Source organism: Microvirga arsenatis (genome assembly GCF_009910705.1).
In the GTDB taxonomy this organism is placed as follows: Bacteria; Pseudomonadota; Alphaproteobacteria; order Rhizobiales; family Beijerinckiaceae; genus Microvirga; species Microvirga arsenatis.
Window position 1 is genome coordinate 74,050 of the sequence record NZ_JAAAXJ010000009.1, and the last position, 25,729, is coordinate 99,778.

Consider the following 25,729-nt stretch of genomic DNA (forward strand, 5'->3'; position numbering starts at 1 on the left):
GGAATGGCCCATGATTGGAGGTGCTGTCGTGCTGCGGGACTATCTCACCGAGCTTCCCCTGATTGCGATCCTGCGGGGCCTCAAGCCCGACAGCGCGGAAGCCGTCGGCTTTGCCCTCGTAGAGGCGGGTTTTCGGATCATCGAGGTGCCGCTCAACTCGCCCGAGCCGTTCCGCAGCATCGAAATCCTTGCCAAGGCCATGCCCGACACGGTCCTCGTCGGCGCCGGCACCGTCCTCGACCCGGACCAGGTCAATGGCATCCGCGATGCGGGCGGCAGGCTGATCGTCATGCCCCATGCGGACCTTGCCGTGGTCCGGCGGGCCAAGGAACAGGGGCTCGTGTGCACGCCCGGCGTCGCCACGCCGACCGAGGCCTTCGCCGCCCTGAAGGCCGGCGCCGACGCCATCAAGATCTTTCCGGCTGAGGCGATCCCTCCGGCCGTGGTGAAGGCCTGGCGCGCCGTGCTGCCGAAGGATGCTCTCGTGGTGCCGGTCGGCGGCATCAAGCCGGACAATATGAAGCCTTACGTGGATGCCGGCGCCAACGGCTTCGGGCTGGGATCGGCCCTGTTCACGCCCGCCATGACGGTCGAGGAGATCGGCCGCAACGCCCGCGCTTTCGCCTCCGCATGGCAGGACCTGCGCCAAGGCTGAGCCTGCGCCTCCGCATCGCGAAACGAAGGGGCGCAGGAACCCTCAGGAAGGAAGGCCGTTCTCAGGGAAAGGCTTAACCTTGGAGGTTTACGATGAAGAAGACGGTACTGATCCTTGCGGCCTCGCTTCTGAGCACCGCTGCCTTCGCTCAGGACACCACCACGACCATCAAGAAGGAAGAGGGTGTTCTGGGCAGCACAACCACCATCGAGCGCAAGACCGAGCCGAGCACGACGTCCTCCACCACCGTGACGACCTCGTCCGGAGCCGTCGGCTGCACCACCGAGACCAAGCAGAAGACCGACGCGTTCGGTGACACGACGACCAAGAAGACGACCGAGTGCTGATTTCGCTCGGCGGTTTCTTCGGCAGAGCCCGGCCTTGAGGCCGGGCTTTTCATCGCCGCCTGCCGCCCTGCCTCCCGCGGAAGAACGGCACCGTCAGCAGGCGCCTTCCCGTTTCGTCGGTGATCTCGAGCTCGATGTTGTCGGCACCGGCAAGCTCGTCCCGCAGTTCCTCCACGGTGGCCAGAGCCTCGGCGCGGGCCGCTTCGAGATCGGGGAGGTCGATGCCCTCCTCGTCCTCGTCGACCTCATAGCCGTCCCGGATGTTGAAGAAGTAGCGCGGCATGGGCGTCAGCTCTGTCAGATATTGGCGGGGAAAACGCGAAGGAGCGCTGCGGGTTCGACCCCTGGCTCCGTCTCATGTCTCAATGTGCGAGGATGCGGCTCATCCGCTCCGCAGCCTGCCCCGAGAGAGCAGCCTCCCGGGCATGTTCCGACAGCCTGAGCTGGCTCGTGCCGCTCCGCTTTGCCGCCTGCAGGGCCTCCTCCGCATCCGTGTAGAACTTTTCGAAGGGATCTCCCGGTCGGCGAACGGCCATGCCGGCCGACATCGTCACCTGTATGGACCCTTGGGGAGTGTCGATCGGGGTGCGCTCGACGGCGCGCAGCATGTCGACGACGGCGTTGACGATCTGCTCCACGGGCACCTTGGTCGAGATCAGGGCGAACTCCTCGCCGCGCATGTGGCCGACGAGACCGAAATCGGAGAGGTGAGCCTCGATCTTGCGCCCGAGCGCCTGGAGAAGAAGGTCGCCGGTCCGGTAGCCGTGGTCGTCATTGATGGCGTTGAACCGGTCCACATCGGTGACGACCATCACCATCGCCTCCGGAGACGGCTGGCTCGCGGCTTCGATCAGGGCGCGGCGGTTCGGCAGGCCTGTCAGAGGGTCCGTCCGGCTGATCGCCTCCAGGCGCCGCTTGGCCTCCTGCAAGTCCCTCTGGGCGCGGCCGAAGATCCAGGATACCGGCACCGCGATGCCCGCAGCCGTGAGGGTCGTGATGACGGCGGTCCGCAGCACCGCCGTCCAGGACGTGAAGAAGAGAAACTGCTGGGTGAGGTCGACCGTCAGGGAAACGACAAGCGCGAAGGCGGTCACCGTCACGACATATCTCACGAGATCCTCTCGGCTCGTGATCGACGGCATCGTCAGTTTCCGCACAAGGTTACGTAAAGTCCACATAGTAAAGGGCATCGCGCTAAAGACACTATATAGCAGAGCCGTTATCCTAGATCGCGGCGCTTGGATAGCCCGTATTTCTGCGGAGCCGGACGGAGCTTTTCTCCGGGTCCATGCGTTGACTGCCACGCCAAGGGAATTTGCGGGCCAACCGTTTCAGGGACGTGCCATGAACCGTTGCTCCCTTGCGCTTCTTTCGGCGGCCGCAGCCCTCGGCCTCCTCGCCCCTGCCCCGGCAGAGGCCCAAGCCGCCTGCGGCCCGCGCGAACAGCTCGTGAAGCTTCTCTCCGACCAGTACAAGGAAGACCCGGTGGGGATCGGCCTCGCCCAGCCGGGACAGGTGCTCGAGGTCTTCGCCTCGTCCAACGGCTCCTGGACGATGGTCATGACGATGCCGGACGGCAAGGCCTGCATGATCGCCGCCGGGGACAACTGGGAGATGGTGACGCGGGTGAAGGGCAGCCCGATCTAGCTGGCCCTGGGCCTCGAACCTGCGACCGGCGGTGCAAGCGCCGCCCGCGCATGCGGTCTGTCGGGATGGCGATTTTACGGAGGGTGGAGAGTGGCGCGCCCTAGGGGAGTCGAACCCCTCTTTCCTGCGTGAAAGGCAGATGTCCTAACCGATAGACGAAGGGCGCGCGGAGCTTCGGGGCGGTGCCGCCGAAGTGGGCGAACCTATAGATGGCTTCGTGACGCATCGCAAGCGTCAGATGTGAATTATTCGGGCCGTGCCGCATCCTGAATGCGAAGCTCGACCTTCTCTCCCCCACCCCACCGATCGATGGACAGCGTGCCCGCCACATGGAGCGGGTTGCCGATGGCCTGGGACAGGGCCTGACCGAGCGGCTGGCCGGCTGCCCGGAAGGCAACGCCGCCGATGAAGCTGCCATCGCCGCCGCGCAGCTTGACCCGCACATGCCCGCCGCTGCCGACCTCCCGCGCCTCGATCACCCGGTGCTGGGGAAAGACGAAAACCGGCTCCGGCTGTCCCTGGCCGAAGGGTCCCGCCCTCTCCAGAGCCGCAACCAGGGCCGGCTGGGCGCCCGCAGCCGTCAGGGTGGCGTCGATGGGGAAATTGTCCCGCAGGCGCGTGGCGCTCACGGGTTCGGAGAGCTTCTCGGTGATGAAGGCGAGGAAGCGTTCGAGATCCGCCGCGAGGATCGTCACCCCGGCGGCCATGGTATGGCCGCCGCCCTTGATGGCGATCCCTGCTTCGACCGCCGCCCGCACGGCATATCCCAGATCCACCCCCGGCACGGAGCGCCCCGAACCGGTGGCCGTTCCGTCCGGATTGAGGGTGAAGGCGAAGGCGGGGCGCCGGAACCGCTCCTTGGTGCGGGCGGAAACCAGGCCCACCACGCCGGGGTGCCATCCGGGCGAGGCCGTGACGAGTACGGGCAGGTCCGGATTGCGGTCGAGGGCCAGCATCGCCTGAGCCTCGGCCTCGGCGACCGCAACCACCTCGATGGCCTGCCGCTCGCGGTTGAGCCGGTCGAGCTCGGCCGCAAGCCGGCCGGCCTGAACCGGGTCTTCGGTGAGGAGGAGCTTGGAGCCGAGAGCGGCATCGCCGATGCGCCCGCCGGCATTGATGCGCGGCCCGACGAGATAGCCGAGGTGCCAGCACTCCGGCGCCCCGGCCAGCCCAGCGGCGTCGAGAAGCGCGGCCAGGCCGATCCGGCGCCGGCTCCGCATGATGGCGAGCCCCTGGCGCACGAAGGCGCGGTTCAGGCCCAGAAGCGGCACCACATCCGCGACGGTCGCCAGGGCCACCAGGTCGAGGCTCCCCATCAGGTCCGGCTCCGGACGGCCCTGGAAGAAGTTTCGGCTGCGCAAGGCCCGGTTGAGGGCGACGAGGAAGAGGAACACCACGCCCGCGGCGCAGAGATGGCCGAGGCCCGACAGGTCGTCCTGACGGTTGGGGTTCACGATGGCAAGCGCCTCCGGCAGCCGCTCGGGCGCCTGATGGTGGTCGAGGACGACCGGATCGAGCCCGAGCCGCTTCGCCTCGGCCAGGGGCTCGATGCTGGCGGTGCCGCAATCCACGGTCACCAGGACGTCCGCCCCCTGCTGCTTCAGCGCGCGGATCGCATCCACGTTGGGGCCGTAGCCTTCCGTGATCCGGTCGGGAATATGAATCGCGTAGCTCACGCCGCAGGCGCGCAGGTATTCGGCGAGCAGCGCGGCGCTGCAGGCGCCGTCCACGTCGTAATCGCCGAAGATCGCCACTTTCTCGACCCGCATCACCGCGTCGGCGAGCCTGGAGGCCGCAGCCTCCATGTCGGTCAGCACATGGGGATCGGGCATGAGGTCCCGCAGGCGCGGGTTCAGGAAGCCTTCGGTGTCGTGGATGCCCACGCCCCGGCCCGCCAGCACCCGGGAGAGAACGTCCGGAAGCCCGTGCGTCTGCGCGATGGCGAGCGCGATCGCGCTCTGGGCGGCGTCGCAGCGCTCGACCCAGGTGCGCCCGAGGGCGGAATTGGTGATGCCGAGAAAGGGCTTCGGCAGGACAAGGGGGGATGATTCGGTCACAGGGCGAGTCTTAAACCCGAATTGTGGTCAAAGCACCCGACGATCTCGGGTAAGCACCGTCGCGTTGCATCCGGCGGGCCACCGGCGACACGCCGGGCGTTCGAGCATCGACTGTCAAAGGGCAAGCACCTTCGGGCCCGCAGCGGGAGCTGCGAGCCGTCAGGGTTGCTCGAGGGTGGCGTGCAGGGCAGCCCGGCTCGATGGGTGATGGTGGTGAGTGTGAGAGCCGAACTGCCCGTCACGCGCGGTTCTTTTCAGGCGGACCTCCTGCGGCAGAGCCCCAGGGTCGGCCTCCCGCGACCACAGGCGTGCGAGGCCTGCGGCGGGACCGCGCCCCGTCCCGCATCTGCGACGCCTCGCGAGCGCGCCCCTCACCGGACGAGGATGTACAACGATATAGCCGAGCTTGCAGCCGAAGTCAAGAACAAAGTAAGAACATTTCACCCGCACCTCGCCCTCTCCTGCACCCGATCCCGGATCGCCTGCGGCGTCCGGGATGACGCCGGGGCTCTCCTACGACGGCGGATCAGCGGTCGGGCAGCGTCGGCGCAGGAAACGGAAATCCGCCCTTGTGCTCATTCACCCCAGCAGGTGCCGGTACTGGATGAAGCCGCTGCGGGAGGCGACCTTCTCATAAAGCGCCTGGGCGGCCGTGTTGGTCTCGTGGGTGAGCCAGTACACCCGGCTCGCGCCGTCCGCCCTGGCCCTGTCATAGACGGCCTCGATCAGCGCCCGCCCGACGCCGCGCCCCCTCGCCGCCTCCGCCGCGAAGAGGTCCTGGAGGTAGCAGTAGTCGCCAATCGTCCAGGTGGAGCGGTGGTAGATGTAGTGGACGATGCCGACGACGGAGCCATCGAGGACGGCGGCAAGCCCGTGCATCGGCTCGTTCGGGTCGTTGAGCCGACGCCACGTCTCCTCCGTCACCTCTGCGGCTAAGGAGGATTTGTAGAAGGCGAGATAGCCCTGCCAGAGAGGCTCCCAGGCGTCGCGGTCATTCGGTGCGAAGGGGCGGATGTGAATCATTCTATTCCTGATCCTACTGAGCAATGTCCTCATCCTGAGGAGGTCGCTTGAGCGGCCGTCTCGAAGGAGCCTCCGGAGAGCACTGGATCCTCCTTCGAAACGCAGACTGCGTCTGCTCCTCAGGATGAGGTGAGAGAGGGGCGAAACGCAAATGGCCGGGACGAGCCCGGCCATGGCACAGCATTGGCTATGGTCCGCGCTGGAAGGGCGCTCAATCCAGGTGGAACTTCGACAGCTCCCGATGCTCGCCGTAGATGCGGCGGACGGTGCCGGTGGCGGAGCGGTAGACCACCGTCTCGGTGGTGATCACGTCCTTGCCGAAATGCACGCCCTTCAGGAGCCCGCCATCGGTGACGCCGGTGGCGGCCACGATCACGTCGCCGCGGGCGAGATCCGTCACATCGTATTTCTTGTTGGGATCGGTCACGCCCATCTGGAGGGCGCGGGAGCGCTTCTCCTCCGTGTCGAGGATGAGGCGGCCCTGCATCTGGCCGCCGATGCAGCGCAGCGCGCCCGCCGCCAGCACGCCCTCGGGGGCGGCGCCGATGCCGAGATAGATGTCGATGCCCGTCTCGGCGGGCTTCGTCGTGAAGATCACGCCGGCCACGTCGCCGTCGGAGATCAGGCGGATGCCCGCGCCCGTCTTGCGGATGGCGGCGATCAGATCCGCATGGCGCGGGCGGTCGAGGACCAGCGCCGTGATCTCGTTCGGCTTCACGCCCTTGGCCTTGGCGAGGTTGTGGATGTTCTCCTCCGGGGAGGCATCGAGATCGACGACGCCTGCCGGATAGCCCGGTCCGACGGCGATCTTGTGCATGTAGACGTCCGGCGCGGCGAGAAGGGTGCCCGCCTCGGCCATCGCCATCACCGCGATGGAGCCCGGCATGTCCTTGGCGCAGAGGGTGGTGCCCTCGAGCGGATCGACGGCGATGTCGACCTTCGGTCCCTGCTTGTTGCCGACCTTCTCGCCGATGAACAGCATGGGCGCCTCGTCGCGCTCGCCCTCGCCGATGACGACCGTGCCGTCGATGGGGAGCTTGTTCAGCTCACGGCGCATGGCGTCCACCGCGGCCTGATCGGCCGCCTTCTCGTTGCCGCGGCCGCGCAGCCTGGCGGAGGCCACCGCCGCGCGCTCGGTGACGCGGACGAGCTCCAGGGTCAGGATGCGCTCGATGATTTGGCCCGGTTGGACGGTAATGCCTTGCGACATGGACGTGTCGTCTCCCTTTTGAGCTGGCTCGGGCCTTTCAGGCCCGTTGCAGGTTACTCGCGTTCGATGCGGATGACTTGGGGCGGCTCGGCAATAAGACCATCCCCCGTAATTTTTTCCAAGGCCGAGCGGATCGAGGCCTCCGTCGCCGCGTAGGTGATGAGCACCAGCGGAACGGGCGCGCCGGACCGGCCGTGCGGGTCCTGGTTGGCGGCGACCTCGGAGCGCTTCTGCAGGATGCTCTCGAGCGAGATGTCGGCCTCCGCCATGCGCGTCGCAACGCCGGCGGCGACGCCCGGCCGGTCATGGACCGTGAGACGGATGTAGTAACCGCCCTCGTGGCGCTGCATGGGCGCCCGGGGCGCCCTCTCCAGGCGATCGAGGGGAACACCGAACAGCGGCTGCGCCTTGCCGGCAGCCACATCGGCGATGTCCGCCACGACCGCAGAGGCGGTGGCGTCGCCCCCTGCCCCGGGCCCGATCAAGGTCAGCTCCCGCACCGCATCGGCGTCGATGGTGATCGCGTTCGTCACCCCCATCACCTGCGCGATGGCGGAGGTGCGCGGCACCATGGTCGGGTGGACGCGCTGCTCGATCCCGGTCCTCGTGCGCTCGGCGACGCCGAGAAGCTTGATGCGGAAGCCCAGCTCCTTCGCCATGGCGAGGTCGAGCGGCGCGATGGAGGAGATGCCCTCCACATAGATCGCCTCGGCGTCGATCTCGGTGCCGAAGGCTAGGCTGGTGAGGATCGCGAGCTTGTGGGCCGTGTCGAAGCCTTCCACGTCGAAGGTGGGATCGGCCTCCGCATAGCCGAGGCGCTGGGCGTCCTTCAGGCACTCCTGGAAGGTCAGGCCCTCCAGCTCCATGCGGGAGAGGATGTAGTTGCAGGTGCCGTTGAGGATGCCGTAGAGGCGCGAAATCCGGTTGGCCGGCAGCGCCTCGCGCAGGGTCTTGATGATCGGGATGCCCCCGGCGACCGAGGCCTCGAAGGCGAGCGACGCGCCCTTCTCCTCGGCGAGCTTCGCCAGGGCGAGGCCGTGCTTGGCGAGCAGGGCCTTGTTGGCCGTCACCACGTGCCGCCCGTGGGAGAGCGCCGTGCGCACCGTCTCCAGGGCCGCCCCGTCCGCGCCGCCCACCAGTTCGACCACGCAGTCCACATCGGCGGAGGCGGCGAGGTCCGCCGGGCTGTCGAACCACGTGAAGCGGGAGAGATCGACGCCGCGATCCTTGGTCCTGTCGCGGGCCGAGACCGCAACGACCTGGACCGGCCGCCCGCCGCGCTGGGCGATGGATTCGGTCTGCCGGTCGAGAATGCGGATGACCGATGCGCCGACGGTGCCGAGGCCGGCAATGCCGACCCGTAGGGGACGAGTCACCAAGAACAGCTCCTCCGAAATGTCGGGCTGCTTTTACGACCGCCCGGGTTCCATGTCCATGCGGATGGGGCGCCCCCGGGATTGCGTCGCTCGTGGCTCCTCCTGGCAGCCTCAGACCCGGCGCACCATCGGCACCACGTTGTGGAGCGTCTGGTCCGCGTTGTCGAAGAACTTGCGGATGTTGCGGGCGGCCTGGCGGATGCGCTGCTCGTTTTCCACAAGGGCGATGCGCACGTAGTCGTCCCCGTGCTCGCCGAAGCCGATGCCGGGCGCGACCGCCACGTCCGCCTTTTCCACCAGGAGCTTGGAGAATTCCAGGCTGCCCATGCTCCGGAACCGCTCCGGGATCTGCACCCAGGCGAACATGGAGGCGGTCGGCACGGGAACGTTCCAGCCGGCCTTGGCGAAGGATTCGACCATCACGTCGCGGCGGCGCTTGTAGACGGCGCGCATCTCGCGGATGCAGTCGTCCGGCCCGTTGAGCGCCGCGGTGGCGGCCACCTGCACCGGGGTGAAGGCGCCGTAATCGAGGTAGGACTTCACCCGGGCGAGGGCCGCCAGCAGCCGCTCGTTGCCCACCGCGAAGCCGATGCGCCAGCCTGCCATGGAGAAGGTCTTGGACATGGAGGTGAACTCCACCGCCACATCGATGGCGTCGGGCACCTGAAGGATCGAGGGCGGCGGGTTGGCCTCGTCGAAATAGACTTCCGAATAGGCCAGGTCCGACAGCAGGATCAGCTCGTGCTTCTTCGCGAAGGCCACGAGGTCCCGGTAGAAGTCGAGGGAGGCCACATAGGCCGTCGGGTTCGACGGGTAGCAGACCACGAGCGCGACCGGCTTCGGAATCGAGTGCATCACGGCGCGCTCGGCGGCGACGAAGAAGTCGGGGGTCGGCTCGGCCGGCACGGAGCGGATGACGCCGCCCGCCATCAGGAAGCCGAAGGCGTGAATCGGATAGCTCGGATTCGGCACGAGGATCACGTCGCCCGGCTCGGTGATCGCCTGGGCCATGTTGGCGAAGCCTTCCTTGGAGCCCAGGGTCGCCACCACCTGGGTGTCCGGGTTGAGCTTCACGCCGAAGCGGCGCTCGTAGTACCCGGCCTGGGCGCGGCGCAGGCCGGAGATGCCTTTCGAGGCCGAGTAGCGGTCGGTGCGCGGCTTGCCCACGGTCTCGACGAGCTTGTCGATCACGTGCTGCGGGGCGGAAAGGTCCGGATTGCCCATGCCCAGATCGATGATGTCGGCGCCGTTCGCCCGGGCGGCGGCCTTGATCCGGTTGACCTGCTCGAAGACGTAAGGCGGAAGGCGCTTGATCCGGTAAAAATCAGACATGGTTCTCGTCCCCGAGCGGAATCACCTCGCTCCGGTATAGGTTCTAAGGGGTTCTCTTGGAATTCGCCTTCTGGCGCGTGGGCTGCGACGTGTTGGCCGGGAGCCGGACGGGCTCCGGCGGCGGCGTGCTGCCGAGCTCCGCCGCGGCGGCTCCGGCCGCCTCGTTGCGGGCGCGAAGGGCATCGAGCTCCGCCTCGGCGGCCTTCACCTCCTCGGCCGTGCGCGCCGGGGTCGGCCGCTCGGGAACCGGGGTGCCGATGGGCATGTAGTCCAGATTGGCCGGGCGGGAGCGGGCGACGAAATCCGGAGTGGCCGCGACCTGGGGCCCGCCGCCCAATGAGGTCGCCACATCCCGGACCGGATTGGCGCCTCCCTGGCAGCCGGCCAGGCCGGCTGCCGCAGCCAGCGTAGCGGCGATGGCCGCGGCGCGAGGGATCGAAGTGGTCTTCTGACGCATTCTGATACCTAAGGATGGCAACATGACTCTGGCAAACCCCGCTGGCCGGACGCTAAGATGTCGGAAATGCAGCCTGCGGGCAATGCTGCTGCGATAGAGGGAGATCGCCCTATGGACAAGCCATATGGTGAAGAGAAGGCTCAGGCCCCCATGCCGGACTTCGAGGAACTCTCCCGCAACATGACACGCTTCATCGAGGGAGCCGGCAAGGCGGCCGCCGCCTATCTCAAGCCCGTTCAGGAAGGCCAAGCGCCGGCCGAGCCGCCGGTCGATGCTTCGGAAGCGATCAAATCCCTGACTCGCGTGGCCGAAGCCTGGTTGACCGATCCGCAGAAGAGCCTGGAGGCGCAGTCGCGTCTCGGCACCCAGTTCCTGAGCCTGTGGGCCTCCACCCTGAAGCGCGCGCAGGGCGAGCGTGCCGAACCCGTGGCGGAGCCGGAACCGAAGGACAACCGCTTCAAGGATCCGGAATGGTCCGAGAACCCGGTCTTCGACTTCCTGAAGCAGGCCTACCTGATCTCCTCGCGCTGGGCGGAGGATCTGGTCGAGAATGCGGAGGGGCTCGACGAGCGCACGCGCCACAAGGCGCAGTTCTATCTCAAGCAGATCGCCAGCGCGCTTTCGCCCTCGAACTTCCTGCTGACGAATCCGGAACTCATCCGCGAGACCCTGCGCGAGAACGGGGCCAACCTCGTGCGCGGGGTCGAGATGCTCGCCGAGGACATCGAAGCCGGGCGCGGCGAGCTGAAGATCCGCCAGTCGGACCCGAGCAACTTCAAGGTCGGCGTGAACATCGCCACCACGCCCGGCAAGGTGATCTTCCGCAACGAGCTCATCGAGCTGATCCAGTACGCGCCAACGACCGAGAAGGTGCTCAAGCGCCCGCTGCTGATCGTGCCGCCGTGGATCAACAAGTACTACATCCTCGATCTCAACCCGGAAAAGAGCTTCATCCGGTGGGCGGTCGCGCAGGGGCTGACGGTGTTCTGCATCTCCTGGGTGAACCCGTCCGAGCAGCATGCGGAAATGGGTTTCGAGCACTACATGCGCGACGGCATCTTCGCGGCGCTCGACGCGGTCGAGCAGGCGACGGGCGAGAAGAAGGTGACGACGATCGGCTACTGCGTCGGCGGCACCCTGCTGGCCACCACCCTCGCCTACATGGCCGCCAAGCGGGACAAGCGGATCGACAGCGCCACCCTCTTCACCGCGCAGGTCGATTTCACCCATGCGGGCGATCTGAAGGTTTTTGCAGGCGAGCAGGAGGTTCGCCGCCTCGAGGCCTCCATGAGGAAGCGCGGCTACCTGGAAGGCTCGCGCATGGCCAACGCCTTCAACATGCTGCGGCCCACCGACCTGATCTGGCCCTACGTGGTCAACGTGTACATGAAGGGCAAGGCGCCGCTGCCGTTCGACCTCCTTTACTGGAACGCCGATTCCACCCGCATGCCGGCGGCCAACCACGCCTATTATCTCCGCAACTGCTATCTCGAGAACAAGCTCGTGAAGGGCGAGATGGAGCTGGCGGGCGTGAAGCTCGATCTGAAGAAGGTGAAGGTGCCCGTCTTCAACCTGGCCACGAAGGAAGACCACATCGCCCCCGCCCGCTCGGTCTTCGAGGGCTCGAAGGCCTTTGGCGGCCCCGTCGATTTCGTCCTGGCCGGATCGGGGCATATCGCCGGCGTGGTGAACCCGCCGGGAAAGCCGAAGTACCAGTTCTGGACCGGCGGGCCCGTCGAGGGCGAACTGGAGGACTGGGTCAAGCAGTCTTCGGAGACGCCCGGCTCCTGGTGGCCCTACTGGTTCGAGTGGATCAAGGCCCAGGCCCCGCGCATGGTGTCCGCGCGCGAGCCGGGCGGCGGCAAGCTGGAGCCGCTCTGCGATGCCCCCGGCACCTACGTTCTGGAGAAGGCCTGAGGCGTCGCTGTCCCACCTCGGTTCCTCACATGAAAAAGGCCGGCTTTCGCCGGCCTTTTCCGTAAGCCCGTGCGGGCTTCAGTACTTGCGGACGATCGGCGCCGCCGGGATCGCCACGGTCGGGTTGTCCCAGCGATAGCGCAGGCCCACCGACACGATGTCGACGTTCGAGTCCACGTCGGCCACGAAGGGCAGCCCTTCGTAATCCTGGTGGCCCGGCAGGATGCGGATGTCCGTCTCCTTCGCGAAGATGTGGGTGTAGGCGAGATCGAAGGTCAGCTTGTCGTTCCACTGGTAGCTGGCACCGACCGACGCCCAGATGCGGTCATTGTCGGGCAGGCGGGTGGAGCGGATGTTCGTGTCGATCGGCGACTCCTCGTAGGCCAGGCCGGCGCGCAGGGTGAGCTGGTTGGTCAGCCTGTAGTCGAAGCCGAGGGAGTAGAAGTAGCCGTCGTCGTAGTTGAGCGGCAGGTCGGTGACGACAGCGCCGCCGGGACCGGTGACGAGGGGCGTCTCGAGGATGCTCCAGTTCGTCCACTCGAAGCCGGCATGCAGGGTGAAGGCCGGCGTGAAGGCATGCGAGATGCCGATGGTGAGCTGGTCCGGGGTGCTCAGATCGGAGCTGATCGGAATGATTCGGCTGGGGGCGCCGGGAATGGCCACCGTGCCTTCGAGGTTATGCTCGATCCGCGAGCGGTAGCCGATACCGATCGTCGTGCCGGCGAACGGGGTGATGGTCACGCCGGCGGTGAAGCCGAAGCCGATGTCGTCGCCTTCGAGGATCACGCTCGGAGCGCCCGGAGCCACGCCGGCCGCGCGCTTCAGGGTGATGTCGAAGTACTGGAGCGACGGACCGATGGCGAAGGAGAACCAGTCGTTCAGCTTCACGCCCACGACCGGGTTCACGTTCAGGGAGAACACCTTGGACGAACGGGAATAGACCTGGCCGGACCAGTTGGTGCGGGGATCCGTCACGAGGCCGTAGGGCGAGGTGGTCGACAGACCGACCCAGAAGCGGTCGTTGATCTGATAGGAGTTGTAGCTCGCGGGAACGAGCGCGTCCTGGCCGATGTCGCCGGAGCCGCCGAGCGCGAATGTCGGAACCGACGGCACCGGGTTGATGTCGACCCGCGGAACGATGAGCGACAGGGCCGCCTCGGTCTGCCAGCCCGGAGCCATCGTGATGACGGCGGGGTTCCAGAACATCGAGGAGAGATAGCCCGAGCCCGAAGCGGCGCCGGCGAACGAATAACCCTGAGCCGTCACGCTCTGCTCGCGGATGCCGAAGGCCCCGGCCTGAGCGCTGCCCTGAGCGGCGACGAGGGCTGCAACCGAGACTGCAGCCAGGGTCAAAGAACGAGAGAAACGGCTCATGGAGTTTTCCTGCCCTTAATGCTTCTTGCGCGGGCGAATCCCGCTGTGGCGACAATGTGCCAATGCTTAATTTTGGCCGCAATCCGTTTATTCGCGACACCTAAACGGTTAACGCTCGGTAACGATCAAGATCATCTGGCACATATAATTAGACTTTACTTCCAGATACACAGTGGCGCATAAAGTAAAACCATATAGTTCATATGTAAACTAATGTATTGATCCCGCCGCGCCTGCCTTTTATTAACCGCGCGCGAGGCGTGGAAATCCGGCACTTTGTGGCCTCTCGTGGCAAAACAGCAACATATTTGCGCCAGGAAAGTGCATTGTAGCGGGGCGCATTCGCGCCAATTATGCTCATGCCGCAACGAGAGGAGTGCTTGATGAAGCTGGTGAGATTTGGGAGCGCGGGTCAGGAGAAGCCCGGACTGGTCGATGCCGAGGGGCAGGTCCGAGATCTGTCAGGACTCGTGCCTGACATAACGGGGGCCACGCTCTCGTCCGGGACCCTGGACCGCATCCGCCAAACCGACCCGGCCACCCTGCCCCTCGCCCCGAAGGGCCAGCGCCTGGGAGCCTGCGTCGGCCAGGTGCGCAACTTCATCGCCATCGGCCTGAACTACGCCGACCATGCCGCCGAGACGGGCGCGGCGATTCCGGCCGAGCCGATCGTCTTCAACAAGGCCCCGTCCTGCATCGTCGGGCCGAACGACGACGTGATCATCCCACGGCAGTCGCACAAGACCGACTGGGAGGTGGAGCTTGCCATCGTCATCGGCGAAAGGGCGTCCTACGTGGCGGCCAACGAGGCTCTGGAATACGTGGCCGGCTACTGCATCTGCAACGACGTCTCGGAACGCGAGTATCAGTTGGAGCGCGGCGGCACCTGGACCAAGGGCAAGGGCTGCCCGACCTTCGGCCCGCTCGGCCCCTGGCTCGTCACGAAGGACGAGATTCCCGATCCGCAGAACCTCTCCATGTGGCTCGACGTGAACGGCGAGCGCATGCAGACCGGCTCCACCAAGACCATGATCTTCAACGTGGCGCAGATCGTGTCCTACCTGTCGCACTTCATGATCCTTGAGCCCGGGGACGTGATCACCACCGGCACCCCGCCCGGCGTCGGCATGGCCATGAAGCCGCCGCGCTACCTGAAGCCCGGCGATGTGGTGTCCCTCGGCATCGAAGGTCTCGGCGAGCAGCGCCAGCGCTTCATCGCGTTCGAGGGGAAAGGGATCGATACCAGCAAGAGCTGGAAGGGGCACTGACACCCCCAGCGTCATGGCCGGGGACCTGATCCAGGATCGGCCCGACCATCCGCGCTTTCGATCCGCCCCTATACCCCTCAGCACTCATCCTGAGGAGCAGCCGTGAGGCTGCGTCTCGAAGGAGCTTCCAGAGAGCACTGGAGCCTCCTTCGAGACGGCGCTTTCGCGCCTCCTCAGGATGAGGTGAGTGTGTGAGAATGGCGGGCTCACCGGCACCGGAGCTGTTTCCATTGGCATGGAATCATCTCTTTTCTTGGCGTGCCGCATTTCTTGACGGCGAACCGGATCCACTTCGCCGAAAAATGCTCTAGGCCGGTGATGACGAGCAGAGCGAGGCTTCCTCAGGTCAGCCCCAGCATGAGCTGGATGTTCTGCACGGCCGCGCCCGAGGCGCCCTTGCCGAGATTGTCCAGGCGGGCCACCAGCACGGCATGGTTGTAGCCGTCGTGCTGGAACACGAACAGCTCCATGCGGTCCGTGTCGTTCAGGGCTTCCGGCTCGACACGCTCGACCTTCCGGCCGTCCCGCACCGTCGGCACCACGCTCACCAGACCGCCGCCCTTGTAGCGCTCCGCCAGAGCCGCCTCGAGGTCCGCCGCCTTCGGCTTGCCCGGCAGCATGTCGAGGTGGAGCGGCACGCTCACCAGCATCCCCTGCCGGAAATTGCCCACGGAAGGAATGAAGATCGGCCGCCGGGTCAGGCCGGTATATTTCTGCAGCTCGGGCACGTGCTTGTGCTCGAAGCCGAGGCCGTACAGCTCGAAGGAAGGCGCGGTGCCGGCCTCGTAGGCCTCGATCATCGACCGCCCGCCGCCGCTGTAGCCGCTCACCGCATTCACGCTGACCGGGTAATCGGCCGGGATCAGGCCCGCATCCACGAGAGGCCGGATGAGGGCGATGGCGCCGGTCGGGTAGCAGCCGGGATTGGCGACCCGCTCGGCCCCGGCAACTGCCTCCCGCTGCCCGGGATCGAGCTCCGCGAAGCCATAGACCCATCCGGGGCTCACCCGGTGCGCGGTGCTGGCATCGAGGATCTTCGGCTTCCTGCCGCTCAGGCCGTCGACGAGGCTCACGGTCTCCCGGGCCGCATCGTCATGCAGGCACAGCACCACGAGATCGACTTGCGCCAGGATCTCGCGCTTGGCGGCCGGGTCCTTGCGGCGCTCCGGATCGATGCTGCGGATCGTCACGCCGGGAACGCCTTTCAGCCGCTCGCGGATGCCGAGGCCGGTGGTGCCCGCCTCCCCGTCGATGAAGACGGTCTTCGTCTTGAGGCCGAGATCCGCCGAGTTCTGGGTCATGGTCGTCATGATCGATCCGTTTGCACCTGTGGCCGCCTGTCCTTAGGCAAAGCCGATAGCCCCGATATGGTTCTTGGAAAACAAAAAAGCCGCGCATCGGCGCGGCTTGCGGTCGGGCTCTCAGACGGCCGTCATCGCACGCGCGCCGGGGCGGCGGTCATTCGGCGTCGGACGGTGGAAAAGCCCTGGCTCATGAGGCGTGTATGAGGCCGTGAGGCCGCCCTGTCAACAAGCGCGGCCGTTCGCTCAGAAAAAAGGGCGGCCCTGGAGCCGCCCTTCCGGAACGATGTGGCTGAAGAGCCTTAGCGCTTCGAAAACTGGAAGCTGCGGCGGGCCTTCTTCTTACCGTACTTCTTGCGCTCGACCACGCGCGGATCGCGGGTCAGGAAGCCTTCCTTCTTGAGCGGGCCGCGGAGCTCCGGCTCGTAGTAGGTCAGCGCCTTGGCAAGGCCGTGGCGGACCGCGCCGGCCTGGCCGGAGAGGCCGCCGCCGTTGACGTTCACCACGATGTCGTACTGGCCCTCGCGCTGAGCGATCTGGAGCGGCTGCGCCAGGATCATGCGGAGCACGGGACGGGCGAAGTAGACCTCGACCGGACGGTCGTTGATGACGATCTTGCCGGAGCCCGGCTTGATCCAGACGCGGGCCACCGCGTCCTTGCGCTTGCCGGTGGCATAGGCGCGGCCATAGGCATCGAGCTTCTGGACGTGCTTCGGAGCTTCCGGAGCGGCGGTCTGGGCGTTCTGGCCCAGATCGGCGAGAGACTGAAGGGTCGCCATGGATTAGGCCCTCACGTTCTTGGCATTGAGGGCAGCCACGTCCAGCACCTCGGGCTGCTGAGCGACATGCGGATGCTCAGCGCCGCCATAGACGCGCAGGTTGCCCATGATCTGGCGGAAAAGCGGGCCGCGGGGGAGCATGCGCTCCACGGCCTTCTCGACGACGCGCTCCGGGAAGCGGCCTTCGAGGATGAAGCGCGCGGTGCGCTCCTTGATGCCGCCCGGATAACCGGTGTGATGGTAGTACACCTTCTGCTCGCGCTTGCGGCCGGTGAACACCACCTTGTCGGCGTTGATGACGATGACGTTATCGCCGCAGTCGACGTGGGGCGTGTAGTTCGCCTTGTGCTTGCCACGCAGGCGCATGGCAACGATCGAAGCGAGGCGGCCCACAACGAGGCCCTTCGCGTCGATCAAAACCCACTTCTTTTCGACCTCGGCGGGCTTCAGCGAAGTCGTAGTCTTCATTGCGCTGTTTCCCGTTGGAGCCGTATGGCTCAGGTTCCGAAACGACAAACCGCCGCGGGTTGCGGCGGCGAGTGACGGCTGTTTAGTGTCTTTGCATGGTGAAGTCAACATGGATCGTGCGATCCAAGAAGAGGATAAAAACTTGTAAAATCAATATATTAACTTTGTATGGTAATAAGACACCACATATAAGGTATTTCTTTACCACACGAGTGTCTGTCATGTGATGCCGAGGCTATGCTTGGCCGCGGGAGTGAGGCACAATTGCCGAGTTGGCAGAAGAAGGGGGAACTCCATGGCCGGCGAAGTGATCTTCTTCACGAACCCCATGTCGCGCGGGCGCATCGTGCGGTGGATGCTGGAGGAAACGGGCTGCCCCTACCGGGCCGAGATCCTGGGCTTCGGCCCGGACATGAAGGCGCCCGGCTACAGGGCGATCAATCCCATGGGCAAGGTGCCGGCCATCCTGCACGAGGGAACGGTGGTCACCGAAGCGGCTGCGATCTGCGCCTATCTCGCCGACGCCTTCCCCCAGGCGAAGCTCGCTCCCCCGACCGGAGATCCGCGCCGGGGCACCTATTACCGCTGGATGTTCTTCGCGGCCGGCCCGGTGGAGGCCGCCCTGAGCAACAAGGCCCTCGGCTTCGAGGTCCCGCCCGACAGGCAGGGCATGATCGGCTACGGCTCCATCGAGGATGTGCTGAACGCCCTGGAATATGCCGTCACCCAATCCGAATACATCGCCGGGGACCGCTTCACGGCCGCCGACGTCTATGTCGGCGCCCAGATCGGCTGGGGCATGAGGTTCGGGACCTTGGAGAAGCGCCCCGCCTTCGAGGCCTATTGGAACCGGATCGGCAACCGGCCGGCCGCAATCCGGGCGCGGGAACTCGACGATGCCCTCCTGCCGCCGAAGGGCTAGGCCAAATCGGTAGCATCAAGAGAGCGGACAAGCTCGATCTCGTCCCGAAGCGGGATGCCGTCCAAGCCGAGAAGGGGAATGGATGGCTTGATCTTGCGCGCCTCGTTCACGGCTCCAGGCCGTACCGACACGAGGCGAAACCCGCGGCGCTGATAGAAGCGTAAGGCGGCAAGGTTGTCGTTCGTCGTCGTGACCCGAAGAGCCTTGAAGCCCCTGCCTTGGAGGATCCGGACCAAAGCCTCGATCAGCGCGGTTCCCGTCCCGTGCCGGGGCGTCACGGAGTCGAGGGTGATCAGCTCGGCAAAGATGCCGTTCTCTTCCAGGACGTAGGTTGCCAATCCCTCGCCGTCCCCTGCGATCAGAGCCGGAAGAGCACCAGCGTCGAAGACTTCACCATGAACCGCGATCCGACGGCCGCCCCAGCGTTCGGTGAGAAGCCGGTCGATCCAGGCCTGATCCCCGCGCTCTTTCGCGCGCACTCTCACGGCCGGCTCGGAATGGAATAGGTGCCGGTCGCGTGGCAGACCATGTCGGGGCTGCCTTCCGAATAAATGGATACGTCGCCAACGGCCAGCCGCTTGCCGAGCTTCAGCAGGCGGCATTCGGCGATGAGGTCCCGCGGCTCCGGCTTTCGCAGGAAGTTGAAGTTCAGGCTCGTGGTGACCGCGAGCGCCACGGGGCCGATATGAGCCAGAATCGCCACATAGAGGGCAAGATCCGCGAGGGTCATCATGGCAGGCCCCGAGATCGTTCCTCCCGGCCGGATGTGGCGCTCGTGATAGGCCATCCGCATCCGGGCCGAGAGCGGGCCGACCTCGTCCACGAAGTAGCTGCGGCCGCCCAGGTGGATCTGGGGGAACTCCCGGTCGAGGAACGCCGTCAGCTCGTCGCGGGTCATGATGGGATGGTGGGATGCCATGAATGTGCGATGCTCATTGAACTGCCCTGCCCTATCCCATACGGTGCCGCCATGGACCACAGCAATTACCCGAACGATTACATCCGCGGCATCCTCAACGGCGTGAAGACCATCGCGCTGGTCGGCGCCTCGCAGAACCCGGCGCGCCCGAGCTGGATCGTCACCAAGTACCTGCTGGAGCGGGGCTACGACGTGATCCCGATCAATCCGGGCCTCGCGGGCGGCGAGCTGCTGGGCAAGACGGTCTATGCCTCCCTCAAGGAGGTGCCCGTGCCCATCGACATGGTCGAGATCTTCCGCAACTCCGAAGCGGCCGGCCCGATCACGGACGAGGCGCTTGCCCTCGACCCGCTTCCGAAGGTGATCTGGATGCAGCTCTCGGTCCGCAACGACGAGGCCGCCGCCAAGGCCGAAGCCAGGGGCGTGAAGGTGGTGATGGACCGCTGCCCGAAGATCGAGTTCGGCCGCCTCTCCGGCGAGATTTCCTGGCAGGGCGTGAACTCGCGCGTGCTGAGCGCGAAGAAGCCGGTTCTCTCCGGCAAGGGCTTCCAGAAGCTCAGCCTCAATCGGCCCTAAGTCTTAGGGAGCCGCCCTCGCAGCCTCCTTGACCGGAAGAACGTTTCGTTCTTTATAGAGAACAAAACATCGTCCCGAGAGGAGAAGGGCTCCCGCCATGACCGACCGTCTGCCAGGCTTCAACACGCTCGCCATCCATGCTGGAGCGGCCCCCGATGCCGCGACCGGCGCCCGGGCGACGCCGATCTACCAGACAACGTCCTTCGTCTTCGACGACGTCGATCACGCCGCCTCGCTCTTCGGCCTGCAGGCCTTCGGCAACATCTATTCGCGCATCGGCAACCCGACCTGCTCCGTGCTCGAGGAGCGCGTCGCCGCGCTCGAAGGCGGCACGGCTGCCCTCGCCGTCGCCTCGGGTCACGCCGCGGAGTTCCTGGTGTTCCACACCCTGCTCCAGCCGGGCGACGAGTTCATTGCGGCCAAGAAGCTCTACGGCGGCTCGATCAACCAGTTCAACCATGCCTACAAGAACTTCGGGTGGAACGTGGTCTGGGCGGATTCCGACGATCCGTCGTCCTTCGAGGCCGCCATCACGCCGCGCACCAAAGCGATCTTCGTGGAATCCATCGCCAACCCGGGCGGCGTGATCGTTGACCTGAAGGCGATCGCTGCCATCGCCAAGAAGCATCGCATCCCGTTCATCGTGGACAACACGATGGCGTCCCCCTACCTGATCCGCCCCTTCGAGCACGGCGCGGACATCATCGTCCATTCGGCCACCAAGTTCCTCGGCGGCCACGGCAACTCGGTGGGCGGCCTCATCGTGGACGGAGGCTCGTTCAACTTCGCGGGGGACGACCGCTACCCGATGCTCTCCAAGCCGCGCCCGGAATATGGCGGCATGGTGCTCGGCGAGACCTTCGGCAATTTCGGCTTTGCCATCGCCTGCCGCGTGCTCGGCCTGCGCGATCTCGGACCTGCGCTCTCCCCCTTCAACGCCTTCCTGATCCTCAACGGCATCGAGACCCTGCCGCTGCGCATGCAGCGCCACTCCGACAATGCGCTCGCGGTGGCCGAGCACCTGGCGGGCCACGGCAAGGTGTCCTGGGTGAGCTATCCGGGCCTTCGCACGGACCGCTACCATAACCTCGCCAAGCAGTACTGCCCCAAGGGCGCGGGCGCCGTGTTCACCTTCGGCCTCAAGGGTGGCTACGAGGCCGGCGTGAAGCTCGTATCGAACCTCAAGCTGTTCTCGCACCTGGCCAATATCGGCGATACCCGCTCGCTGGTGATCCACCCGGCCTCCACCACCCACCGCCAGCTCACGGACGAGCAGAAGACCCAGGCCGGAGCAGGCCCGGAGGTGGTGCGCCTGTCCATCGGCCTTGAGGACACGGAGGATCTGATCGACGACCTCAACCAGGCCCTCGACGCGGCTTGAGCCGCAACCGGCGCAGGTTGAACCGAACACCAAAAGGGCGGCCCTGGAGCCGCCCTTTTCGATGCCGTGAGGCCGCCGGCTCAGGCGGCGCGGGACGAGCCCGCTTTCCGGTAGGTGTTCTGGATGGCGTTGAGCGAACGCTCGAGGGCCGTCCACAGGCGCCCGATCTCGTCGGCTCCCTGGGAATCCGCATCGTACTCCTTCGCGCCCTCGCCGGTGGCAAGGGACAGGGTCAGCTCGGGACGATGGGTGATCTGGCCGGCCCAGACCGGAACCTGAAGCGCGTTCAGCGCGCCGCGGGCATCGGCCACCACGGCCGCCTCCGTATCGCCGCGCTTGGGCGGCGCGGCATTGATCACGGCCGCGTAAGGCTTGCGGTGCTCCCGGGCGATGGCGACCGTATCCTGCAGGGCCGCGATGTCGAACAGGCTCGCCCGCGTGGGGATGATCACCAGCGTCGCTTGCCTGATGGCTTCGGCCACGATGGAGGACTTGTTCGGGGGCGTGTCGACCAGCACCCATTCATAGCCCTCGCGCTTGGCCTCCTTGAGGGCCTCGCCGATGTCGCGCACGTTGTGCTTCAGGCCCAGATGCTCCTGGTTGCGGATCTTGTGCCACAAGGACAGGGAGCCCTGGGGATCGTTGTCGATCAGCAATGTGGGGCGTGAAGGGTTGGCGATGTAACTCGCGAGATGCGCGGCCAGCGTGCTCTTTCCCGAGCCGCCCTTCCGCGAAGCAAAGACCAGCACATTCATGCCTGACTCCTTATCAGCCTGTTCCTGCAGCACTGCGCCTGAGGGTTAACGCCATCTTAATATTGTTCACCTGCAGCAGAGCAAGACCTGATTTCCCCGTTCCGGCATGAATCCCACTGTGAATTGCAGTTTTACCGTCCTTCTTTTCCGCGGAACTCCCCCTGCCCTGAGCCGTTAAGCTCCAGACTTCACAAGTTGAGGAGCTGACACATGTCGAAGAAGATCTTGCTTGCAGGCGCCGTTCTCTTTGCCCTTGCCCCCGCGAGCGCGTTCGCTCAGTCGGGCGGCGCTGCGGCCGGCGCGACCACGGGTGCCGTGGGCGGCGCCATCGTCGGCGGTCCGGTCGGCGCGGCCATCGGCGGCGTGACGGGCGCCATCGTCGGCGGCCTCGCCGACCAGCAGCAGCCGAGGTTCCGCCAGTACGTGGTGACCCAGGGCGTGCCGTCCTACCGGGTCCAGGAAGAGATCCGCGTGGGCGCGACCCTGCCGGCCTCCGGCGTGCAGTATTATGAGGTTCCCGCCGAGTACGGCGTCACCAACTATCGCTACACGGTCGTCAACGACGTTCCGGTTCTGGTCGAGCCCGGCACCCGCCGCATCGTCCAGGTCATCCGCTAACCTGTAGCGAAGCTTTCAAGCCGAGGGCGGCCTTCCGGCCGCCCTTTTTCATGCCCGAACGGTGCTGACCCGGGCATGGACCACGGCCATCGCCAGAACCGCCATCGCAAGGACCTGATGGGCCAGACCGGCCCAGAGGGGCACGACCAGCAGGAGGGTCACGACCCCCAGAACCATCTGGGCGAGGGCCAGACCGGCCACGGCCCTGGCCCGTGCGGCGGCCCCGGAGCCCGGCGCCCGGCGCTGCAGAGCCCAGGCATGCCACAGGGCGAACCCCACCAGAAGATAGGCGACGAGGCGATGGTTGAACTGCACCAGAACCACGTTGTCGACGAAGTTCTCGATCCAGGGCTTCACCGCGAACAGGGCCGAAGCCGGCGGCACGAGCGCCCCGTCCATGAGGGGCCAGGTGTTGTAGGTCAGGCCTGCCTTCGAGCCCGCCACGAGCCCGCCCAGGGCGATCTGGAACAGGACCAGGCCGACGAGGATGCGCGGCGCGGCGCCTGCAGGCGCTTCGGGACCTGCCGCGGAGCGGTCCTTGAGCCCGGCCGCCACCCAGACGAGGCAGGCCAGGATGATGCTGGCGACGGTCAGGTGCAGGGTGAGCTTGATGGGCGCCACGGCGGTCATGCCGGGCTCCAGGCCCGACGCCACCATGATCCAGCCGATGGCACCCTGCAGCCCCCCGAGGGCGCCGATACCGAGGAGCGTCAGGGCAAGCCTGCCCTTGATCGCCCCCCTCGCCCAGAACCAGACCAGCGGCAGGAAGAACACGAGACCGATGAGGCGGCCGAGCTGCCGGTGGCCCCATTCCCAGGCATAGATGAACTTGAACTCGGAGAGCGTCATCCCCTTGTTGACGAGCTCGTACTGCGAGATCTGCTTGTACTTCTCGAACTCGACAAGCCAGGCTTGCTCGCTGAGCGGCGGGATGGCGCCCGTGACGGGCCGCCATTCGGTGATGGAAAGGCCCGAGCCGGTCAGCCGCGTGGCGCCGCCCACGGCGACCATCAGCACCACGAGGGCTGCCAGGGCGTAGATCCAGATCCGGACGGCATTCAGGGATTGAACCTGGGGCACGCGCGCCAGCGGCATGCCCTCGGTGGAGGCTGCGACAGCCATGCTCACTCTCACGAACGATTAGGGCTTGAACCCGGGATACGGAGGTCACATAGAGGCTGTGCTTCGTCGAGACAATTCATGCCGGTGACGCACCGCTCCGGCGGGCGTCAGTCAGTGAGGTAGGGCCGTCATGGGCATTCGGATGCGCAAGCTGATCGGAACGGTGGCGATGGTGGCCTTCATCATCTTCTATGCGCTGTTCGCCATGGCGGTCGCGGAAGGCCGAATCACGCAGGCGCCGAAGCTCGTCCAGACGCTGGCCTATGTGGTTCTCGGGCTGATCTGGATCGTGCCGCTGATGCCCCTGATCCGCTGGATGGCCAAGCCGGACAAGTCCTAGGCTCCGCCGACTCCTTCGATGATGGTGCCCGTCCCGCCGCAGGTCTGGCACGCGGCGGCGCCCACGCGGCCGCTGCCCTTGCACTCCGGGCAGACGTTTTCGCCCGTTCCGGGGGTTCCAGGCTCGGCCTGATCGCCGGGATTGAGCTTGGTCTGGTCGGAGGCGGCCTGATCTTTCGGTGTGCTGGTCATGGCTCAGCTCGCATGAGGTTGCATGCGGTCAACGCAACAGCGGAATCCCGGTTTCTTCCCGCGGCCAAAAGAAAAGGCCCGCTCGTGGCGGGCCCTTGTGACGCTTAGCTGCAGACCCTGCGGGTGCGGTGCTCCCAGCCCCAGCCGGGAACCCATTCGCGATATCGCTCGGTCACGCAGCGCTCCACGTAGACGCGCTCCCGGACGGGGCGCTCGTAATAGACCGGCACCCGCTCCTCGACATAGACCGGCGGGGGCGGCGGAGGAGCCCGGTAGACCACGGGGGGCTGAGGCTGGGCAATGGCCGAACCGACGGCAGCGCCCACGGCAAGACCTCCCAGGGCACCCAGAGCCACTGCGGCACCGGGCGACAGGCGATCACGCGCTTCAGCCGGCTGGGCGGCAGCCAGACCGGTGACCAGCGCCAGGGCTGCCGCGGTACCGGAAGCAAGACGGAAGATCTTCATGGATCATCACCTCGACGGAAGGGAGGCTCCGTGTCTCCCTCTTCATGCCATGAGATATACTGTTCAAAACCTCTCTGAAAGCTGAACAGATTGTGGCAAAGCTTGGGCTTGAGCCGTTTGTGCCGGAATGGTCACCGATCGATTAACGGGCAGGACCGCTCGAGGGATCAGTCCTCCCCGGCGCTTCGGAGCGGTACGGACAGGAGCACGCGGACCAGATCCGCCTGACGGTTGGTGTCCGTCTTGCGGAAGAGGTTTTTCAGGTGGAAGACCACGGTGGTCTGGGCGACCTCCAGCTCCTCTGCGATCTGGTCGAGCCTCTTGCCGTCGATCAGCATCAGGGCGACCCGGGTCTCTGACGGCGTGAGATTGTAGAGCCGGACCAGCGTCTCGCCCGAGACCTTCGCGCGCTGCTCGGTGTCGATGACGAGCAGGACCACGGCCTCCGGCCTCTCCTGAGGAGAGAAGCGCTGCCCCGGGATGAGCACGAGATAGGGGCGCCCGCCCGAGTTGCGCGGGAAGGAGACGATCTCGTCCAGGGATTCCTCCTCGAACGCCTTTTCGATGGCCGTGTAGAGCTTGGCATTCTGCTTGGCGACGCTTCCCTTCAGCACGCCCTGGGCGACGCTCAGGCCGTCATCCTCGGCGAGGATCCGTTGCGCCTCCTTGTTCGTGACGCGAACGTTGCCGTTCTCGTCCACGATCACGACGCCGACCAGGAAGCGGTCGAAGGCGAAGGTCGCCTTGTAGAGAGCCTCCACCGTGCGGCCCTTGGAAGCCTTGAGGATCTCCTGCCAGGATTCCTCCGCCCGGTGCACGGCGCTTTCCTGCACCCGGGCCACCTGGTTGAGCCGCGCCGCGATGGTGGCGAGCAGGATCTCGTAATCGATCGGCTTGACGAGGTAGTCGTCCGCCCCCGCCTGCTTGCCGGTGAGCACGTCGTTGCGCTCCGCCAGCGCGGTGAGGAAGATGAACGGCACGTCCGCCATCGTCCCCTGCTCGCGCAGAGCCTTGAGCACGTCGTAGCCCCCGAGGCCGGGCATGGTGATGTCGCACAGGACCAGATCCGGGCGATGCTTCTCGAGAAGGCTGAGGGCCTCGCTGCCGTTCGCAGCCTGGAGAACGCGGTAGTTGGCCGCCTCCAGCTCCTCGGCGATGTCGTTCCTCAGGTCGTCCTCGTCCTCAACGCAAAGAATTGTTTTTGTTGCATTCATTTTGTGTCAGCCA

The 25,729-nt window shown here is 66.1% G+C and carries 29 protein-coding genes and 1 tRNA gene; 10 read left to right on the forward strand and 20 right to left on the reverse strand.

The features are described 5' to 3' along the window. The first annotated feature begins 10 nt into the window (after positions 1–10). The gene (locus tag GR303_RS16550; protein WP_201752101.1) at positions 11–655 is read left to right on the forward strand and encodes a 2-dehydro-3-deoxy-6-phosphogalactonate aldolase; all 645 of its coding nucleotides are present in this window, start codon (positions 11–13) and stop codon (positions 653–655) included. Positions 656–747: 92 nt separating this feature from the next. Beyond that, positions 748–1,002 (forward strand): hypothetical protein, encoded by a 255-nt coding sequence (locus GR303_RS16555; RefSeq protein WP_161723754.1) that lies wholly within the window; start codon positions 748–750, stop codon positions 1,000–1,002. 49 nt (positions 1,003–1,051) lie between these two features. On the opposite strand, the gene GR303_RS16560 is transcribed toward GR303_RS16555, so the two are convergent. Continuing rightward, positions 1,052–1,285: a DUF6894 family protein gene (locus tag GR303_RS16560; RefSeq protein ID WP_161723752.1), complete on the reverse strand. Its 234-nt coding sequence runs from the start codon at positions 1,283–1,285 to the stop codon at positions 1,052–1,054. Positions 1,286–1,364: 79 nt separating this feature from the next. Then, positions 1,365–2,144 (reverse strand): GGDEF domain-containing protein, encoded by a 780-nt coding sequence (locus GR303_RS16565; protein WP_161723750.1) that lies wholly within the window; start codon positions 2,142–2,144, stop codon positions 1,365–1,367. 202 nt (positions 2,145–2,346) lie between these two features. On the opposite strand from GR303_RS16565, the gene GR303_RS16570 reads away from it, so the two are divergent. Then, positions 2,347–2,649, forward strand: coding sequence for a hypothetical protein (locus GR303_RS16570; RefSeq protein WP_161723748.1), 303 nt, complete (start codon positions 2,347–2,349; stop codon positions 2,647–2,649). 91 nt (positions 2,650–2,740) lie between these two features. Here GR303_RS16570 and GR303_RS16575 read toward each other — a convergent pair. The 7 genes from GR303_RS16575 to GR303_RS16605 all read right to left on the reverse strand — a co-directional run bounded on the left by GR303_RS16575 (position 2,741) and on the right by GR303_RS16605 (position 10,104). Further along, positions 2,741–2,815: transfer RNA gene (locus GR303_RS16575), tRNA-Glu, on the reverse strand. A gap of 79 nt (positions 2,816–2,894) precedes the next feature. After that, positions 2,895–4,706 carry a single-stranded-DNA-specific exonuclease RecJ gene (gene recJ, locus GR303_RS16580; protein ID WP_161723746.1) on the reverse strand — a complete coding sequence of 604 codons (1,812 nt, stop codon included), beginning with the start codon at positions 4,704–4,706 and terminating at the stop codon, positions 2,895–2,897. A gap of 579 nt (positions 4,707–5,285) precedes the next feature. Next, positions 5,286–5,729 (reverse strand): GNAT family N-acetyltransferase, encoded by a 444-nt coding sequence (locus tag GR303_RS16585; protein ID WP_161723744.1) that lies wholly within the window; start codon positions 5,727–5,729, stop codon positions 5,286–5,288. 211 nt (positions 5,730–5,940) lie between these two features. Beyond that, positions 5,941–6,939 carry a class II fructose-bisphosphatase gene (gene glpX / locus GR303_RS16590; protein ID WP_161723742.1) on the reverse strand — a complete coding sequence of 333 codons (999 nt, stop codon included), beginning with the start codon at positions 6,937–6,939 and terminating at the stop codon, positions 5,941–5,943. A gap of 53 nt (positions 6,940–6,992) precedes the next feature. Then, complete coding sequence (locus tag GR303_RS16595) at positions 6,993–8,315, reverse strand: homoserine dehydrogenase (protein WP_161723876.1); 1,323 nt, start codon at positions 8,313–8,315, stop codon at positions 6,993–6,995. 111 nt (positions 8,316–8,426) lie between these two features. Next, positions 8,427–9,647 (reverse strand): LL-diaminopimelate aminotransferase, encoded by a 1,221-nt coding sequence (locus GR303_RS16600; protein ID WP_161723740.1) that lies wholly within the window; start codon positions 9,645–9,647, stop codon positions 8,427–8,429. 43 nt (positions 9,648–9,690) lie between these two features. Then, positions 9,691–10,104 (reverse strand): hypothetical protein, encoded by a 414-nt coding sequence (locus GR303_RS16605; RefSeq protein ID WP_201752103.1) that lies wholly within the window; start codon positions 10,102–10,104, stop codon positions 9,691–9,693. A 111-nt stretch (positions 10,105–10,215) separates the two neighbouring features. Here GR303_RS16605 and GR303_RS16610 point away from each other — a divergent pair, with 111 nt between their 5' ends. Then, positions 10,216–12,021, forward strand: coding sequence for a PHA/PHB synthase family protein (locus GR303_RS16610; protein WP_161723738.1), 1,806 nt, complete (start codon positions 10,216–10,218; stop codon positions 12,019–12,021). 78 nt (positions 12,022–12,099) lie between these two features. On the opposite strand, the gene GR303_RS16615 is transcribed toward GR303_RS16610, so the two are convergent. Beyond that, positions 12,100–13,395 carry an OmpP1/FadL family transporter gene (locus tag GR303_RS16615; protein WP_161723736.1) on the reverse strand — a complete coding sequence of 432 codons (1,296 nt, stop codon included), beginning with the start codon at positions 13,393–13,395 and terminating at the stop codon, positions 12,100–12,102. Positions 13,396–13,778: 383 nt separating this feature from the next. Here GR303_RS16615 and GR303_RS16620 point away from each other — a divergent pair, with 383 nt between their 5' ends. Then, positions 13,779–14,663 carry a fumarylacetoacetate hydrolase family protein gene (locus GR303_RS16620; protein WP_161723734.1) on the forward strand — a complete coding sequence of 295 codons (885 nt, stop codon included), beginning with the start codon at positions 13,779–13,781 and terminating at the stop codon, positions 14,661–14,663. A gap of 341 nt (positions 14,664–15,004) precedes the next feature. Here the strand turns inward: GR303_RS16620 and argC are convergent, their stop codons facing one another. The 3 genes from argC to rplM form a co-directional block, all read right to left on the reverse strand. Continuing rightward, positions 15,005–15,973, reverse strand: a complete 969-nt coding sequence (gene argC, locus GR303_RS16625; RefSeq protein WP_246205646.1) for an N-acetyl-gamma-glutamyl-phosphate reductase — start codon at positions 15,971–15,973, stop codon at positions 15,005–15,007. Positions 15,974–16,266: 293 nt separating this feature from the next. Continuing rightward, entirely contained in the window at positions 16,267–16,743 is a 477-nt protein-coding gene (rpsI, locus tag GR303_RS16630; RefSeq protein WP_161723732.1) for a 30S ribosomal protein S9, read from the reverse strand. Between the two features lie 3 nt (positions 16,744–16,746). Continuing rightward, positions 16,747–17,211, reverse strand: coding sequence for a 50S ribosomal protein L13 (gene rplM / locus GR303_RS16635; protein WP_161723730.1), 465 nt, complete (start codon positions 17,209–17,211; stop codon positions 16,747–16,749). A gap of 295 nt (positions 17,212–17,506) precedes the next feature. Between rplM and GR303_RS16640 the strand changes: the two genes are divergently transcribed. Beyond that, positions 17,507–18,133, forward strand: coding sequence for a glutathione S-transferase family protein (locus GR303_RS16640; RefSeq protein ID WP_161723728.1), 627 nt, complete (start codon positions 17,507–17,509; stop codon positions 18,131–18,133). Here the strand turns inward: GR303_RS16640 and GR303_RS16645 are convergent. Together GR303_RS16645 and GR303_RS16650 are read right to left on the reverse strand one after the other, a co-directional pair. Further along, positions 18,130–18,618, reverse strand: coding sequence for a GNAT family N-acetyltransferase (locus tag GR303_RS16645; protein WP_161723726.1), 489 nt, complete (start codon positions 18,616–18,618; stop codon positions 18,130–18,132). The genes GR303_RS16640 and GR303_RS16645 overlap by 4 nt on opposite strands. Further along, a complete protein-coding gene (locus tag GR303_RS16650) occupies positions 18,615–19,052 on the reverse strand; it encodes a PaaI family thioesterase (RefSeq protein ID WP_201752104.1) in 438 nt (145 codons plus the stop codon). Before GR303_RS16650 ends, GR303_RS16645 begins: the two co-directional genes overlap by 4 nt. 51 nt (positions 19,053–19,103) lie before the next feature. Here GR303_RS16650 and GR303_RS16655 point away from each other — a divergent pair, with 51 nt between their 5' ends. Beyond that, positions 19,104–19,628 (forward strand): CoA-binding protein, encoded by a 525-nt coding sequence (locus GR303_RS16655; protein WP_161723724.1) that lies wholly within the window; start codon positions 19,104–19,106, stop codon positions 19,626–19,628. A gap of 97 nt (positions 19,629–19,725) precedes the next feature. Continuing rightward, positions 19,726–21,009 carry an O-acetylhomoserine aminocarboxypropyltransferase gene (locus tag GR303_RS16660; protein WP_161723722.1) on the forward strand — a complete coding sequence of 428 codons (1,284 nt, stop codon included), beginning with the start codon at positions 19,726–19,728 and terminating at the stop codon, positions 21,007–21,009. Positions 21,010–21,089: 80 nt separating this feature from the next. Here GR303_RS16660 and GR303_RS16665 read toward each other — a convergent pair whose 3' ends face one another. Beyond that, positions 21,090–21,764 carry a ParA family protein gene (locus GR303_RS16665; protein ID WP_161723720.1) on the reverse strand — a complete coding sequence of 225 codons (675 nt, stop codon included), beginning with the start codon at positions 21,762–21,764 and terminating at the stop codon, positions 21,090–21,092. 210 nt (positions 21,765–21,974) lie between these two features. On the opposite strand from GR303_RS16665, the gene GR303_RS16670 reads away from it, so the two are divergent. Then, on the forward strand, positions 21,975–22,382 hold the full coding sequence (locus GR303_RS16670; protein WP_161723718.1) for a DUF1236 domain-containing protein: 408 nt from the start codon (positions 21,975–21,977) through the stop codon (positions 22,380–22,382). 48 nt (positions 22,383–22,430) lie between these two features. Here the strand turns inward: GR303_RS16670 and GR303_RS16675 are convergent, their stop codons facing one another. Continuing rightward, positions 22,431–23,477, reverse strand: coding sequence for a COX15/CtaA family protein (locus tag GR303_RS16675; protein WP_246205654.1), 1,047 nt, complete (start codon positions 23,475–23,477; stop codon positions 22,431–22,433). 157 nt (positions 23,478–23,634) lie between these two features. Between GR303_RS16675 and GR303_RS16680 the strand changes: the two genes are divergently transcribed. Continuing rightward, the gene (locus GR303_RS16680) at positions 23,635–23,844 is read left to right on the forward strand and encodes a DUF2842 domain-containing protein (RefSeq protein WP_161723715.1); all 210 of its coding nucleotides are present in this window, start codon (positions 23,635–23,637) and stop codon (positions 23,842–23,844) included. Here GR303_RS16680 and GR303_RS16685 read toward each other — a convergent pair. The 3 genes from GR303_RS16685 to GR303_RS16695 all read right to left on the reverse strand — a co-directional run bounded on the left by GR303_RS16685 (position 23,841) and on the right by GR303_RS16695 (position 25,716). After that, a complete protein-coding gene (locus GR303_RS16685; protein ID WP_161723713.1) occupies positions 23,841–24,035 on the reverse strand; it encodes a hypothetical protein in 195 nt (64 codons plus the stop codon). The two genes, GR303_RS16680 and GR303_RS16685, sit on opposite strands and share 4 nt — an antisense overlap. Positions 24,036–24,139: 104 nt before the next feature. Then, entirely contained in the window at positions 24,140–24,502 is a 363-nt protein-coding gene (locus GR303_RS16690) for a hypothetical protein (RefSeq protein WP_161723711.1), read from the reverse strand. 167 nt (positions 24,503–24,669) lie between these two features. Next, the gene (locus GR303_RS16695) at positions 24,670–25,716 is read right to left on the reverse strand and encodes a response regulator (RefSeq protein WP_161723709.1); all 1,047 of its coding nucleotides are present in this window, start codon (positions 25,714–25,716) and stop codon (positions 24,670–24,672) included. Positions 25,717–25,729: the final 13 nt, after the last annotated feature.